Source organism: Cytobacillus sp. QJM3NY_8, assembly GCF_056173585.1.
In genome coordinates, this window is sequence record NZ_CM149681.1 from 4,253,055 (window position 1) to 4,268,938 (window position 15,884).

Here is a 15,884-nt window from a genome sequence, read left to right on the forward strand (position 1 = left end):
AAAATATTAGCGGCTAAAAAACATATATTATTCTGCGGTTCAATATGACCCAGTTGCTGCTCTCCAGTATACTGGAATAGTAATTATTTCTATGCAAATCGTTCTATTTTTTCCCGAATTGATATTAACTCTCTCAGCATATTGTATATAATAGAATCATAGAAAGAGGGGAGACTATTGAGCGAATTAGCATCTGCGAAATCCACTAATGAAGATCACATACAGTCAGTTCCGGTTTTTGGCTATGAACTAATCCGGGAAGTGCTGCTGCATGACCTTTTGGGAAATGAAGCACCGGAAATTTTATATTGGGCAGGCAAAAGGATCGCACGCATGTATCCTCTGGAAACAGCCGGCCAGATTGCCGAGTTTTTTATAAACGCCGGCTGGGGAAATCTTTCCATCGCAAACGAATCGAAAAATGAAATTGAAATGGAATTATCCAGCCAGCTGATTACAGACCGCTGCAAAAAAAATCATAACTGCACCTTTCAGCTTGAGGCCGGATTTATAGCCCAGCAGATTGAACTTCAAAAAGAAGTCATTTGTGAGGCATTCGAACATCCCCGCAAAAAAACTGGCAAAATCCTTATTACAGTGAAGTGGGATAAAAAGGATCCTGCTGAGTAATATCATATGTACAAACAATAAGCTATCAATTTTGATAGCTTATTGTTTGATATTCCTGGAATTAAGCCTTAACCGGAGAAACCGACAGATTGAATGCATCATGCAAAGCATCAACTGCATCAATCATTTTGCTGTTTTCAACAACCGCCGATACTTTAATTTCTGATGTGCTTACCATTTTCACCGTTATTTCATTCGCGGAAAGCACTTCGAACATTTCTGCAGCCACACCCGGATTGGAAATCATGCCTGAGCCAACAATCGAAACCTTAGCAAGGCCCGATTCCCATTCAATTCTGTCATAATTTAATTGTTCTCTATGCTTTTCCAGCACTTTTACTGTATCTGTGAGATCTTCATTCTTTATTGAAAATGAAAGGTTTGTCGTCTGAGCCTCTGTCATGCTCTGGATAATGATATCAACGTTAATGCGATTTTTGGCAAGCGCCGAGAAAATAGTAGACAATCCAGTCATTGAATTAGGAAGACCAAGAATCGTCACCCTTGTTATATCATCCTCAAATGCCACACCGCGCACGACTAAGTTTTGTTCCATTTTTACTTCCTCCTCAATGATTGTTCCGGCTTCCTTCTCAAGGCTTGAACGCACTTCAAGGGGAAGTCCATAATTTTTCGCAAATTCGACTGCTCTTGGATGGAGCACACCTGCCCCCAAATTGGCCAGTTCAAGCATTTCATCATAGGAAACAGAATATAATTTTCTGGCATTCTTTATAAAGCGGGGATCTGATGTAAATACCCCGGTTACATCAGTATAAATATCACATTTATCAGCTTTAAGTGCTGCAGCCAGTGCAACAGCCGTTGTATCAGATCCGCCCCGGCCAAGTGTGGTGATGGAACCATCTTCAGTCATCCCCTGGAAGCCTGCCACAATTACAATTTTCCCCTGGTTTAATTCACCCTGAATGGTACCTGGATCAATATTCACTATCCTCGCATTGCCATGGACTGCTTCTGTTTTAATGCCTGCCTGCCACCCTGTAAAAGAAACGGCGGGATGCCCTTTCGCATTTAAAGCCATTGCCAATAAAGAGATGGTCACCTGTTCGCCGGTTGTAAGCAGCATGTCCATTTCCCTTTTATCAGGTGAGGGGGAAATCTCCCTTGCCATGCCAACCAGCTGATCAGTTGTTTTGCCCATTGCCGAAACAACTACAACAACATCATTTCCCCGATTTTTTTCTTCAATTACCCGATTGGCAACATTTTGAATTCTGTCTACAGTCCCCACGGAGGTGCCCCCGAATTTCTGCACAATGATTCCCACAGCTTTCCCTTCTTTCTAAAGAAATAGTAATTTTGTGATTTGCCGTCCTATGTAAGTGAAGCATATCAGTTCACTCTGCTGTATTTGACAATGGCCTTAACTCTAAAATACCCTTTTGGGCAATAAAAAAAGCAATGGAATAGTTTACTATCCCATTGCTGTGCAGCCAAAGTATAAAAATGAGCAAACACAGTGAGATAGCTCTCCAGGACGGCATTGTCCTGACAATCCTGCATTTATTCAATGCAGAACCAGCAGAAAAAATGATGAGATTTTCTCCACTTCGGCGAACGTACCCTTTCAAAGCTTTTCATGGAAGCTCATTCTTCTCCAAGCTTTTACTGATGAAGTTCGCACCTCTACCTTCACTTAACGATTCGGTTCATAGTCCCAAAACTTTGTTTGAACTAAATGAACATACGCTTTATCGCTATAAAGTGATATTGATATAAAGTTTGAATTAGTATAACATATCTGAAATTTTCTGTCTATATCCATTTATGACTTAGGATTTCCATTTTGTTCCTCGAGCCTCAACTTCAATTCCTCGGCAACATTCTCAGGAATGCCTATTTTCCTATACTCCTCTATTGGTGCTTCTTTCATTTTCTTTACAGATCCAAAGGCTTTCAGCAGCTGTTTCTTTCGTTTTTCTCCTATGCCGGGAATATCATCAAGAATAGACTGAAAGGCATTTTTCCCGCGAAGCTGGCGATGAAAAGTAATCGCAAAACGATGAACCTCGTCCTGAATTCTCTGAAGCAGATAAAATTCCTGGCTGTTCCTTGCAAGTGGAATAATTTGAAGCGGATTACCATATAAGAGCTGAGAAGTCCTGTGCTTTTCATCCTTCACCAGGCCAGAAATCGGAATATCCAGACCGAGCTCATTTTCAAGCACATCCCGTACAGCTTCAACATGCCCTTTTCCCCCATCAATCATGATTAAGTCCGGAAGCGGCAGCTCTTCTTTCAGTACCCTTGTATATCTGCGCCGGACTACTTCTCTCATGGATTCATAGTCATCAGGGCCTTTAACAGACTTAATCTTATATTTACGGTATTCTCTTTTCTCTGGTTTGCCATCAATAAAGACGATCATGGCTGAAACAGGGTCCGTTCCCTGGATATTTGAATTATCAAATGCTTCTATCCGGTGAGGCGTATATATTCCAAGCTGATCCCCCAGATTTTCTACAGCCTTAATTGTCCGTTCTTCATCACGCTCAATTAAAGAAAACTTCTCCTGGAGAGCAATTTTTGCATTTTTATAAGCAAGCTTCACCAGGTCCTTTTTTTGCCCTCGCTGCGGTTTTAGCACCTTAACATCCAGAAGCTGTTCTGCCATTTCAGCATCAACCGAATCCGGTGCCAATATTTCTCGCGGTTTAAAGTGGTTTGCTTTTGTATAAAACTGGCCGAGGAAAGTTAAGATTTCTTCTTCCGGCTCATTATAAATAGGGAACATTGATACATCTCTTTCAATGAGTTTACCCTGTCTGATGAAGAATACCTGAACACACATCCATCCTTTATCAACCGCATATCCAAATACATCCCGGTCGGTAAAGTCTGTCATTGTCATTTTTTGCTTTTCCATTGTTGCATCTATATGGGCAATTTTATCCCTAAGCTCCTTTGCCCTTTCAAAGTCCAATTCTTCAGCAGCTGCTGTCATTTTTGCAGTCAGGTCTTTTTTAATCTCTTTGTATCCGCCATTCAAGAATTTTGCAATCTCGTCTGTCATTTGCTTATATTGGTCTTCACCTACGGCCTTCACGCATGGCGCAAGACATTGGCCTAAATGATAATAAAGGCAAACTCTGTCCGGAAGAGTTGAACATTTGCGGAGAGGATAAATTCGGTCGAGCAGCTTTTTTGTTTCATTGGCAGCCTGCACATTGGGATATGGTCCGAAGTATTTTCCCCTGTCTTTTTTTACTTTTCTGGTTGTAATTAGACGGGGATGGCGTTCGGCCGTCAATTTGATAAAAGGGTAACTTTTATCGTCCTTCAGCATTACATTATATTTCGGATCATATTTCTTGATCAGATTCATCTCAAGGATCAGTGCTTCCATATCTGAAGAAGTGACAATGTACTCAAAATCTACGATCTCATTAACAAGTCTTAATGTTTTTCCGTCATGTGAGCCTGTGAAATAGGATCTTACACGGTTTTTCAGGATTTTTGCCTTCCCCACGTATATGATGGTACCCTGCCTGTCTTTCATCAAATAACATCCCGGCTGGGCAGGAAGCAGCATCAGTTTATTTTTTATCGTATCATTCATGGCACTACACCTCCCCGGTTAAAACTTTTTATTGAAGTTCAATTTATTCATTGTTTGGCATAATCATTTTGGGGTGAAAGCTAGTATAATACTTTGTTTGCGCTGGCAGCAAACCAATATTATTTAGCCGCTAATATGCAGATGGCACATTATTACCATCTTATTATATCAGCCTGGAAACCTGCAGCATAACAACAAAACCCATATGACAAAAAAATCCCGATGTCCTTATGGGACACCGGGAAAATTCCTTATAAATTACGCATGTTTTGAAAGTAATTCAGCGAGAGCCTCTTTCGGCTGGAAACCAACCACTTTATCTACAACTTCACCGTCTTTTAGAACGATTAATGTCGGAATGCTCATTACGCCAAACTTTCCAGCAGTTTCCTGGTTTTCGTCAACATCGATTTTTACAATTTTTACTTTATCGCCCATTTCAGAATCAAGCTCTTCTAAAACAGGAGCGATCATTTTACAAGGGCCGCACCAAGGAGCCCAGAAATCTGCCAATACTAATCCCGAACCAGTCTCAGCAGTGAAGTTTTGGTCAGTTGCATGTGAAATAGCCATTTGATATGCCTCCTAAAATTTAACTCAAATACTAACGACAGTATACCATCGTTTATTATATGTTGCGAACAATCTGCTCGATCGTAATTTACCCTATTTGGAACAGATTATTCTCTTTCTTTCCCTATTGGCACTATGTATAATGGGCGGCCATCAGCCGCCCATTCGATATACTATCTTATGCATTTACTTTAAGCTTTTTGAATTCTTCAGTTAACAGTGGAACAACCTCAAACAGATCTCCAACAATACCATAATCAGCTACTTTAAAGATATTGGCTTCCGGATCTTTGTTAATGGCTACGATTACTTTTGAGTTGGACATCCCAGCTAAATGCTGAATAGCACCGGAGATGCCGCAAGCAATATATAGATCTGGTGTTACAACCTTACCGGTTTGGCCAATTTGCAGCGAGTAGTCACAATAATCAGCATCACAAGCTCCGCGTGATGCACCCACTGCTCCATTTAGAACCGAAGCAAGTTCTTTTAATGGCTCAAAGCCTTCCTCGCTCTTAACGCCGCGGCCGCCGGCAATGATAACCTTAGCTTCGGATAAATCAACGCCTTCACTTGCTTTGCGGACAACTTCCTTAATGATCGTGCGAAGATCTTTGATTTCTGCTGCAACAGAAGCAATATCTCCTGATCTTGATTCATCTTTCTCCAATGGAGCTATGTTGTTTGGACGAATTGTTGCAAAGAGGAGGCCATCTGTAACAATTTTCTTTTCAAAAGCTTTACCTGAATAAATCGGGCGTGTGAACACCAGGTTGCCGCCTGCCTCTTCAAGGCTCGTTACGTCAGAGATTAAACCTGACTCCAGCTTGGCAGCAATTTTAGGAGCGAGATCTTTCCCTAATGCTGTATGTCCAAAAATCAGGCCTTCCGGACTTTCGGAATCAATCACAGCCATTAAAGCCTGTGAAAAGCCGTCAGGAGTATACTGCTTCAGCTTTTCATCTTCAACAGTTACAACACGGTCAGCACCATAGTGAATCATTTCATTAGCTAAAGCGCTTACAGAATCACCAATTAAAACACCTACAACCTCTCCGCCTTCTGACGCAGTCTTACCAGCTGCAACAGCTTCGAAGGATACATTACGCAATGAACCGTCACGGACTTCACCTAACACTAATACTTTTCTAGCCATATGTTTTACCCCCTGCGTTATTATTATCAGTTATTGATGATCAGACAACTTTGGCTTCAGTATGAAGAAGTTTCACAAGTTCCTTAACTTGATCTTCCAGCTCGCCTTCAAGAACTTTTCCTGCTTCCTTCTTAGGAGGCAAATAGATTTCAATTGTTTTTGTTTTGGCTTCAACATCGTCCTCATCAAGATCAAGATCATCAAGCTCAAGCTCATCAAGTGGCTTCTTTTTTGCCTTCATAATTCCCGGCAAAGATGGATAGCGCGGCTCATTTAACCCCTGCTGAGCTGTGACCAATAATGGAAGTGATGTCTCAATTACTTCTGAATCCCCTTCAACATCGCGCACTACTGTCGCAGAGCTGCCATTGATATCAAGCTTTGTAATAGTTGTTACATAAGAAATGCCCAAAATTTCTGCTACACGAGGTCCAACCTGTCCCGAACCCCCATCAATTGCTACATTTCCTGCAATGATTAAGTCAGCATCTTTGTCTTTCAAGTATTCGGATAAGATTTTTGCAGTCGTGTATTGATCTCCACCTTCAAGATCATCTTCTGTATTTATTAATACAGCTTTATCGGCACCCATCGCAAGAGCGGTACGGAGCTGCTTTTCAGCTTCTTCTGTTCCTACGGAAACAACCGTCACTTCTCCGCCATTCGCATCCCGAACCTGGATTGCTTCTTCAATTGCATATTCATCATATGGATTAATGATAAATTCAGCGCCATCTTCATTGATTTTGCCGCCGGAGATGGTAATTTTTTCCTCAGTATCAAATGTTCTCTTCATTAATACGTAGATGTTCATGATTTCCCTCCTAGTAATTAAGCATTGTCATAAAACAAAGCCATTAATTAAAACATTTCTTCACTTCGAAAGATTGAAAATATTTAACGCATACAGAAAGGCTTATCTGCTTGGAACTGCCCGCTTTTAGAATTGAGCGGGCGCTCGCTCACAGACCATAATATAACCATTGAATCTTCTGAAGATTAGATCATCCGCATACAAGTCTATTATAATAGATTATGAGGATGAATGTAATCTTTCAGTACAAATCTTTTAAAACACTATTTTCCGGTAAAGCTTGGTTCACGCTTTTCAATAAACGCAGATATGCCTTCCTTGCCATCTTCAGAAACAAATACTTCCCCAAACAATTCTGCTTCTTTTTTAACACCTTCGTAGAATTGCCCCGTCTTTCCGTAGTTTAAGAGCTCAATGGCCGCCTTGATCGAACCAGGGCTCTTCTTGGCAATTTTCTTCGCCATACTATAAGCATTGTCCAACAGCTGCTCCTCAGGATAGGCATGGTTAGCCAGACCATATTGCACTGCCTCAAGCCCGGTAATTGGGTCACTAGTGAAAAGCATTTCTGCTGCACGCGCTGCACCTACATATCGGGGAAGCCTCTGAGTTCCGGCAAAACCAGGAATTAATCCAAGCTGAAGCTCTGGAAGACCCAGCTTTGCGTTTTCAGCTACGAGACGGAAATGACAGCCCATGGCAAGCTCCAAACCGCCGCCCAATGCCGCTCCATGAATCGCTGCAATAATTGGCTTAGGGAATTTTTCCATTCTCTCAAAGAGATCCTGTCCATAAGTCGCCAAGCTTGAAAAATCTTCACCGCTTTCAATGGTTGTAAATTCTTTAATATCAGCGCCTGCTGAGAAGAATCTGCCCTCCCCATGAATAAGGATTACCCTAATTTCCTCATTATTTTCAACTTCATCCAGGACAGCTGAAAGCTCTTTCAATAGACCTGATGAAAGAGCATTCGCAGGCGGACGTTCAATAGTAATCGTCGCCACAAAGTCCTGATGGGACCATTTTAGATATTCCATCTTATCCCTCCTGACTATATTATGGAGCACTTTATCTGCCTCAAAGTTTTCCGCACCCGCCGATCAAAAGTTTATGAACAGGCTCTGCCAATGCAGTAAGATCATATTTTTGCTCATTCATTACCCATGTGGTCACTGTTTCATCCATGGTGCCAAAAATCATCTGGCGCGCCAGCCTAATGTCCAGATCAGCTGGAAACTCACCGCTCTCCCTGCCATCAGCAAGAATCCTTTCCACTAAAGCAAGATATCCTTTGAGCACCTCATTAATTTTATGGCGAAGGTCTTTATTGGACTGCCTCAATTCGAGCTGGGTTACAATTGCCAGGTGCCTGTCTTCCGAGAGCATTCTAAAGTGTGATTCTACCATCATTAATAGTTTCTCTGCAGCTTTTTCTTTTCCTGCAATTTTTTCTTCAATTTTCTCAACAAAGTAGCCCATTTTATCCTGAAAGAGGGATATTAATATATCTTCTTTGTTTTTGAAATATAAGTATATGGTGCCATCAGCGACACCAGCCTGTTTGGCAATTTTTGATACCTGGGCCTGGTGATATCCATTTTCAGCGATCACGACTACAGCCGCATCAATAATTTGCCGGTATTTAGGCTTTGTTTTTTTCAATAGGTTCCCTCCTTTCAGAATAAACAGGTGCATAGATTTTTAAGGAGCAGCAGGGCTGGAGTAATGCCATACCTGCTGCCGGGATTGGCCAATCAGCTTCGTTTATTTTTGAATTTAAAAAACGATCTAAAATGAATGAATCATCATTCATATTTTTATAATAGTAGGACAATTCATTCGTGTCAAGAAATTATCCCTAGAAATATATTTTATTATTACATTTCTTTTATGTCTGGACAAGCTTAATGGCGCAAAAATAAAGAGCCGATCGAAAATCGGTCTCTGAAGTTAAGCCCGCTTTTCCTCTTCTTCTTTAAATTTCTTTTTTTCTTCATCTACTAATGCCCTTCTCAGTATTTTTCCAACAGCTGTCTTAGGAAGCTCCTTGCGGAATTCATATTGCCTTGGAACCTTATATGCTGCAAGATGCTTTCTTGCAAACTCATTCAGCTCTTCTTCCGTTGCTTCTTTGCCCTCTTTCAGCACAATATATGCTTTTACTGTTTCTCCGCGATATGGGTCAGGTATACCTGCAGCAATCACTTCCTGCACGGCTGGATGCTCGTATAGCACTTCCTCTATTTCACGGGGATAAATATTGAATCCCCCTGCAATAATCATATCTTTCTTCCTGTCCACTACATAGAAGTATCCATTCTCATCCATATAGCCCAGGTCACCTGTAAGCAGCCAGCCATCTCTTAAAGTCTGTGCTGTTTCTTCCGGGCGGTTCCAATAGCCTTTCATTACCTGAGGACCTTTAACTGCAATTTCGCCCACTTCTCCTGCCGGAAGCGCTTCTCCCGTTTCCAGTGAAAAAATCGCTGCATCTGTATCAGGCCAAGGGACACCTATACTGCCTTTGACACGGGGGCGATCCCATAAGAAATTAGCATGTGTAACAGGTGAAGATTCCGTCAAACCATACCCCTCGACAAGCTTTCCTCCTGTTATTTCTTCAAATTTCTGCTGGACTTCAACGGGCAGGGCAGCAGATCCGCTGATGCAAGAGTCTATGGAAGATAAATCATATTTTTTTATATCCGGATGGTTCAATAACCCAATGTAAATCGTTGGGGCACCAGGGAATAAGGTCGGCCTCTCTTTATGAATAGTTTTCAGGGTCGTTTCCGGATCAAATTTCGGAAGGAGGACCATTTTTTGAGCATCCATAACAGATAAGATCATAACGGTTGTCATTCCATACACGTGAAAGAACGGAAGTATGCCCAGCACTGTTTCCTCACCGCGTCTGCACTTATAGAGCCAGGCTTTACACATGGCTGTATTGGATACCAGATTGCTGTGCGTAAGCATGACACCCTTTGGAAAACCGGTTGTGCCGCCTGTATATTGCAGTAATGCCAAGTCTTCTTCAAAATCGAAGTCATGGATTTTCATCGGTTCAGCCGGCCTCTTTAAAATCTCCGTCAGCAAATGGTTATGCCCTTCATGTTTTACATTTACGACAATGCCATACTGTTTTTTCTGGATAAAAGGATATATTAGATTTTTAGGGAATGGAAGAGCATCTTTGACAGCGGTTACAACTATATGCTTCAATTCTGTCTGCGGCACCACTTTGCTCACTTTCGGAAATAAGATATCCATTGTAATAATTGCTTTTGCTCCTGAATCTTTCATTTGGTATTCCAATTCCCGTTCCATATACAGCGGATTTGTCTGGACAACAACCCCGCCAGCCATCAGAATTCCATAATAGCTGATAACGGACTGAGGAGTATTCGGAAGCATAATCGCGACGCGGTCTCCCTTTTCAATTCCAAGATTCTGTAAATAGGCGGCAAGCTTCAGGGAAGATTCATATATATATTTATATGTGAATTCCTTTCCCATAAAGTGGATGGCTATTTTCTCCGGAAATTCATCTGCAGCATTTTTCAAATAATCTTGTACCGGCTGTTTGGGATATGACAAGGTTGAGGGGATTTCTGCCGGATATTGCTTAAGCCATGGTTTTGCTACTGCCATTTTGTCCCTCCTTTGCTTCATGCCCATCAGAAAAGCGCAAGCGCCTTACCCACCCCCGACAAGCACAAGACGAGCCTCACGGAAAGGCGTTCTTTGCCTTTTGGGAGGATTGCCCGAAATGTGAAGGCGACTGCCCAGGGACGACAGGCATAAGACAGTTCCTGTAAGAAGGCGTTTTTCCTTCTGAAAGGAAACGGCTTATGACCCCGAGTCCCTATGAGCCGCAACTAGACAAGCTTGTGACCTCGAGGGGGTAGGCTACTTGCGCTAGACAGTTATTGAAGTTCAAAGTTTCACTTGCTAAACTTTTAGAAAAACGATGGACACCTTCTGAACTTTTAGAACATTCTAACTGTTCGACCTTATTATAATATAATGCTGGTTCTATGACAATTAGAATACGACCTTACAATCAGGAAGATATTTTTTTCAGAGGGCTGTCCAGCCTATCGGGGATATTCTTTTTAATGGACATAAAAAAAATCGCCATATATAATGGCGATTTTCCCATATCCTTATTTCACAAAAATATTATGTTATGAAAAATATATAAATGGCCCCTATAAGAATAAACACTCCGCTAAGAACCAGCAGAACCTTTGCTAACTTTTCCAATGTTAATTCTCTCCTTATGATAAACCTGCACCAATGACATAAGACAATCCGATTGACAGCACCATGGAAATAAAACCGACTGCTTTGTTATTATTTTCAATTTCTTCGTCAATTCTAAACTTAGGTGTTAAAAATTCAAAAATGAAATAGCCGATCAACAAAAGAAAAAATCCAAAAATTCCCCACGTAATCATTGTCAGCAAGGTATCATTATGCATGATGGAATGTCTGAAGATATTGGCAATCCCAAAAATTTTCCCGCCGGTCGCCATCGCTACAGCGACATTTCCATTTTTGATTTCTTCCCAATTGCGATACTTGGTAACTAATTCAAAAACAGCTAAAAAAACAATCATACATAAAATGACTACACTATAATAAGCAGCTGTCTGAATAAATTCATTTTCCCAAAATTCTTTCATTTCCATTCTCCCCGCTGGAATTTAAGTACCCTCCCCCCTAATAAAAAACAAAAGGAGAGCGGGTGGCAAAGCTTATTTAAATTCAACGACTGTAACCCCTGTGCCGCCTTCTCCTGCTTCACCAAATCGAATTTTTTTAACTGACCTGTGATTTTTCAGATATTCCTGAACACCCTGCCTCAAAGCACCAGTCCCTTTACCATGAATGATGGAGACACGGGGATATCCAGCTAAAAGGGCATCATCTATATATTTCTCCACTCTTAAAAGTGCGTTTTCATATCGTTCGCCCCGTAAATCAAGTTCAAGGCTCACATGAAAATCTTTGCCTTTTACTGTTGCTACTGGTTTTGTTTCAACAGGTTTTGGACTCTTGACATATTCTAAATCCCTTTCGGCTACTTTCATTTTTAAGATGCCGATTTGAACCTGCCATTCATTGTCAGACACCTTTTCAAGCAAATGCCCTTTTTGTCCAAAACTCAGAACTTTTACCTCATCGCCTGCTTCAAACACATGTTTATTATTCTTTGGCTTTAATTTATTCTTTGCTGAGCTCATCTGCGGTGCAGCTTCGGACAGGCGTTTCTTTGCTTCTATCAGCTCATGTTCCTTCACTTCAGCATGTTTCTCCATGCGCATTTTTCTTAAGTCGCGGATAATTTCTTCTGCTTCTGCCTTGGCTTTCTCAACGATATCCTCGGCTCTTTCTGCTGCTTTCTCATGCATTGCATCTTTTTCCTCATAAAATTCAGCCATTTGCTTTTGCAGATCTTTATGAAGTTTTTCTGCACTTTTCAAAAAGTCATTGGCTTCTTCCATGTCAGCCTCTGCTTGTCTGCGGCTTTCTTCAAGGGATGCAATCATATTTTCAACCTGATTTGTATCTGCTCCTATATAGGATCTTGCGGTCTCAATCACTTGATCCTTGAGCCCAAGCCGTTTTGATATTTCAAAAGCATTGCTTCGGCCCGGAACCCCAATCAGCAGCTTATAGGTTGGACTAAGCGTTTCAATATCAAATTCAACACTGGCGTTGATAACTCCTTCTCTGTTATAGCCATAGGCTTTCAGTTCAGGATAATGAGTTGTGGCGATAACTCTTGCCCCCCGCTTGTATACTTCGTCAAGAATAGAAATCGCCAGGGCAGCACCTTCCTGCGGATCTGTACCTGCACCAAGCTCATCGAATAATACCAGACTATTGAAGTCAACCTGGTCAAGAATATCCACGATATTAACCATATGCGAAGAGAAAGTACTCAAGCTTTGTTCAATTGACTGTTCATCCCCGATATCAGCATAAACATTTCCGAAAACAGCCGTTTCAGAACCATCAAGCGCTGGGATCTGCAGACCGGCCTGAGCCATCAATGTACAAAGCCCCACTGTTTTTAATGTAACTGTTTTACCGCCGGTATTTGGTCCCGTAATGACAATGGTCGAATATTCAGCTCCGAGCTTAATATCATTTGCCACTACCTCATCAATAGGAATAAGCGGATGACGGGCTTTGAATAATGAAATTATCCCTTCATTATTAATTTTCGGCTTGGAGGCCTTTATGCGTTTACTGTACCTGGCTTTAGCAAACATAAAATCGATTTCCCCAAGCACCTCTACAATGGTTTCCAGTTCACTGCTGTTTTCAGCGGCCTGTACTGACAGTGCGATGAGAATCCGTTCAATCTCCTGCTGTTCTTTTACCCTGATGCCCTGCAATTCATTGTTCAGCTGGACAATGGACGCGGGCTCAATAAATAATGTCTGGCCAGAGGAGCTTTGGTCATGGATAATACCGCCGTAATGTCCCCGGTACTCCTGCTTTACAGGTATGACAAAACGGTCATTGCGGATTGTAATAATCGCATCAGAAAGCATCTTTTGGGCACTGGTGGAGCGAATCATGCTCTCCAGACGCTCTCTTACACGTGATTCTTTCGTGCGCAGCTGATTTCGAAGAGAACGGAGAGTCTCGCTTGCACTGTCAAGCACTTCTCCATTGTCGTCAACCGCATTGCGGATAGACGTTTCCAGGTCAGCCAGTACAATAATTTTATCTGTATATCCCAGCAGGATCGGCAGGCTGCTTTCTTCCTCGGCAAATTCCTCGATGAACCTCTTCATCTGCCTGCTTGCATGAATCGTGCTGGATATCTGGTTAAGTTCCTGGGGACTAAGCATCCCTCCAATGACCGCTCTCTTCACATGAGGACGAATATCAAAAATGCCTCCAAGCGGTACATTTCCCTTAATTCTAAGTACTGTCACGGCTTCATCTGTCTCTTCCTGCCTGCGGATAACTTCTTCATAGTCAGTGGAAGGACGAATATTTATGGCCTTTTTTCTTCCCAAGGATGAAGAAACGTGCTCAAGCAGCTGTTCCTTCACTTTATTGAACTCAAGTATCTTCAAGACTCTTTCTTGCATGAGGATTTTCCCCTTTCATGCCCAATTTCCTACTGGCGTTCTTTCAGAAATTTGAGCAAATCTTCTGTTTCCATGGCATTTAAAACGGATTCCTTCTTGATCCATCCCTTCTTTGCCGCAGAAACTCCGATTTCCATGTGATTTAAAGTGTCTATTTTATGTGCATCAGTATTAATCACTATTTTCACACCAGCTTCCTGAGCTTGTCTGATATGCTCGGAAGCAAGGTCCAGCCTGTTCGGATTTGCATTCAGCTCAAGGGCTGTATTTGTTTCTTTTGCAAGCTCGATGAGCATTTCCATGTCTACTTCATAGCCTTCCCTGCGGCCGATCAATCTTCCCGTAGGGTGGGCAATAATGTCGACATGGGCATTCTGCAGCGCCGTTTTCAAGCGAGCCATGATTTTCTCCTTCGGCTGTGAGAAAGAAGAATGAATAGAAGCAATGACAATGTCCAATTCCTCTAGAAGTTCATCATCATAATCAAGCGATCCATCGGGCAGAATATCCATTTCCACTCCTGACAGAATCGTGAAATCATCGAATTGCTCATTAAGCCGCTTTATTTCTTCTTTTTGACTGCGAAGTCTTTCAGCAGTCAAACCGTTCGCCACTTTCAAGTACTGAGAATGGTCTGTTATTGCCATATATTTATAGCCGCGGGCCCGGCATGCTTCAATCATTTCTTCAATGGAATAGGCGCCATCACTCCAGGTTGAGTGCATATGAAGGTCACCCTTAATATCTTCAAGAGATATTAATTCCATGTCTTGCGTATATTCATCCACTTCTTTCCCATCTTCTCTGATTTCAGGAGGAAAGAATGGAAGTCCGAAATGGGCGTAAAATTCCTCTTCATCCTTAAAGGTAAGGATTTCACCTGTTTCAGTGTTTTCAACTCCGTATTCACTGATTTTTTCCCCGCGCTCTTTTGCAAGCTGGCGCATTCTGACATTATGATCCTTCGATCCAGTAAAATGATGGAGTGTAGTGGCAAATTCATGCGGCAGAACTATACGGAAATCAGCCGATATATCATAGGAATGTTCAAAAACAACGGAAACCTTTGTATCTCCTGCGGCAATCACTTCTTTAATCCCGGATAAACTTAATAACTGCTCTTTGACTGAAGCAGGATTGTCTGTAGCTATAATAAAGTCGAGGTCTTTGATTGTTTCCCTCATTCTCCTTAAGCTTCCTGCCCTTGAGTATTTTTCGATATCCTTCATTTCCTCCAGGGCGGCTTCTATGCCTACCGCTATTGGCAGCATATATGCAAGCGGCAGCCGTTCCGGTCTGGTTCCTGCATTTTCAAGGGCAGCGAGTATCTTTTCTTCCGATTTTTCCCCAAAGCCTGCAAGTACGCGGACCTTCTTATTGCGGCAGGCATCCTCAAGATCTGCGGCATTTTCGACGCCCAGCTCTTTATATAGCTTGGCAATTTTCTTGCCGCCCAGTCCAGGGAGCTGAAGAAGAGGAATTAATCCTGAAGGCACTTCTTCTTTTAATTCATCCAGAACAGAAGACTTTCCTTCTTTTATGTACTCCTCAATAACAGCAGCGGTTCCTTTCCCGATGCCGGATAGCTTTGTAAAGTCTTTTATTTCAGTCAAGCTTTCATCATTTGATTCAAGTGCCAGTGCCGCTTTTCGGAACGCAGCTGTTTTGAAAGGATTTTCTCCTTTTAATTCCATATAAACAGCAATTGTTTCTAAAAGCCTCACAACATCTTTTTTATTTATACTCACGAAAACCACCTGCCTGTAACTGTATTCGTATTCGTATTATCTCTTATTTTGTGTTTGAACTTCAAATCATGGCTATCTCTAAAGCCTCTTACTTAATAAGTGAGGTTTTACCTTTTAATATTGCCCGTTGGTTTCCACTGCGGACACTTGCTTTCCGCGCGGGGAGGTACGGGAGCCTCCTCGGCTTCGCCTGTGGGGTCTCCCGCTCCCTCTCCTCCCGCAGGACATTGAATAACCTCCTGAGCAACACCGCACGAAG

General features: G+C 42.0%; 12 protein-coding genes and 1 riboswitch. Of the genes, 1 reads left to right on the forward strand and 11 read right to left on the reverse strand.

All coding sequences use genetic code 11. From position 1 onward, the window contains the following. Nucleotides 1–177: 177 nt before the first annotated feature. Nucleotides 178–630, forward strand: coding sequence for a YslB family protein (locus tag AC0VZ9_RS21870; protein WP_009333189.1), 453 nt, complete (start codon nt 178–180; stop codon nt 628–630). Nucleotides 631–691: 61 nt separating this feature from the next. Here AC0VZ9_RS21870 and AC0VZ9_RS21875 read toward each other — a convergent pair whose 3' ends face one another. From AC0VZ9_RS21875 to polX, 11 genes are all read right to left on the reverse strand, one after another. After that, the gene (locus AC0VZ9_RS21875; protein WP_009333190.1) at nt 692–1,921 is read right to left on the reverse strand and encodes an aspartate kinase; all 1,230 of its coding nucleotides are present in this window, start codon (nt 1,919–1,921) and stop codon (nt 692–694) included. A gap of 190 nt (nt 1,922–2,111) precedes the next feature. Then, nucleotides 2,112–2,291, reverse strand: a riboswitch (Lysine riboswitch). Between the two features lie 128 nt (nt 2,292–2,419). Continuing rightward, nucleotides 2,420–4,213 (reverse strand): excinuclease ABC subunit UvrC, encoded by a 1,794-nt coding sequence (uvrC, locus tag AC0VZ9_RS21880; protein ID WP_009333191.1) that lies wholly within the window; start codon nt 4,211–4,213, stop codon nt 2,420–2,422. 258 nt (nt 4,214–4,471) lie between these two features. Continuing rightward, nucleotides 4,472–4,786: a thioredoxin gene (gene trxA / locus AC0VZ9_RS21885; protein ID WP_009333192.1), complete on the reverse strand. Its 315-nt coding sequence runs from the start codon at nt 4,784–4,786 to the stop codon at nt 4,472–4,474. A 178-nt stretch (nt 4,787–4,964) separates the two neighbouring features. Next, a complete protein-coding gene (locus AC0VZ9_RS21890) occupies nt 4,965–5,942 on the reverse strand; it encodes an electron transfer flavoprotein subunit alpha/FixB family protein (protein WP_009333193.1) in 978 nt (325 codons plus the stop codon). Nucleotides 5,943–5,982: 40 nt separating this feature from the next. Continuing rightward, nucleotides 5,983–6,756 (reverse strand): electron transfer flavoprotein subunit beta/FixA family protein, encoded by a 774-nt coding sequence (locus tag AC0VZ9_RS21895; RefSeq protein WP_009333194.1) that lies wholly within the window; start codon nt 6,754–6,756, stop codon nt 5,983–5,985. A 263-nt stretch (nt 6,757–7,019) separates the two neighbouring features. Further along, nucleotides 7,020–7,793: an enoyl-CoA hydratase gene (locus AC0VZ9_RS21900; RefSeq protein WP_009333195.1), complete on the reverse strand. Its 774-nt coding sequence runs from the start codon at nt 7,791–7,793 to the stop codon at nt 7,020–7,022. Between the two features lie 40 nt (nt 7,794–7,833). Further along, complete coding sequence (locus AC0VZ9_RS21905; protein ID WP_009333196.1) at nt 7,834–8,418, reverse strand: TetR/AcrR family transcriptional regulator; 585 nt, start codon at nt 8,416–8,418, stop codon at nt 7,834–7,836. A 288-nt stretch (nt 8,419–8,706) separates the two neighbouring features. Next, nucleotides 8,707–10,410: a long-chain-fatty-acid--CoA ligase gene (locus AC0VZ9_RS21910; RefSeq protein WP_071156179.1), complete on the reverse strand. Its 1,704-nt coding sequence runs from the start codon at nt 10,408–10,410 to the stop codon at nt 8,707–8,709. Between the two features lie 629 nt (nt 10,411–11,039). Beyond that, a complete protein-coding gene (locus AC0VZ9_RS21915; protein ID WP_009333198.1) occupies nt 11,040–11,447 on the reverse strand; it encodes a DUF350 domain-containing protein in 408 nt (135 codons plus the stop codon). A gap of 72 nt (nt 11,448–11,519) precedes the next feature. Beyond that, nucleotides 11,520–13,877 (reverse strand): endonuclease MutS2, encoded by a 2,358-nt coding sequence (locus AC0VZ9_RS21920; RefSeq protein WP_009333199.1) that lies wholly within the window; start codon nt 13,875–13,877, stop codon nt 11,520–11,522. Between the two features lie 29 nt (nt 13,878–13,906). Then, entirely contained in the window at nt 13,907–15,625 is a 1,719-nt protein-coding gene (gene polX / locus AC0VZ9_RS21925; RefSeq protein ID WP_217025950.1) for a DNA polymerase/3'-5' exonuclease PolX, read from the reverse strand. Between the last annotated feature and the right edge of the window lie 259 nt (nt 15,626–15,884).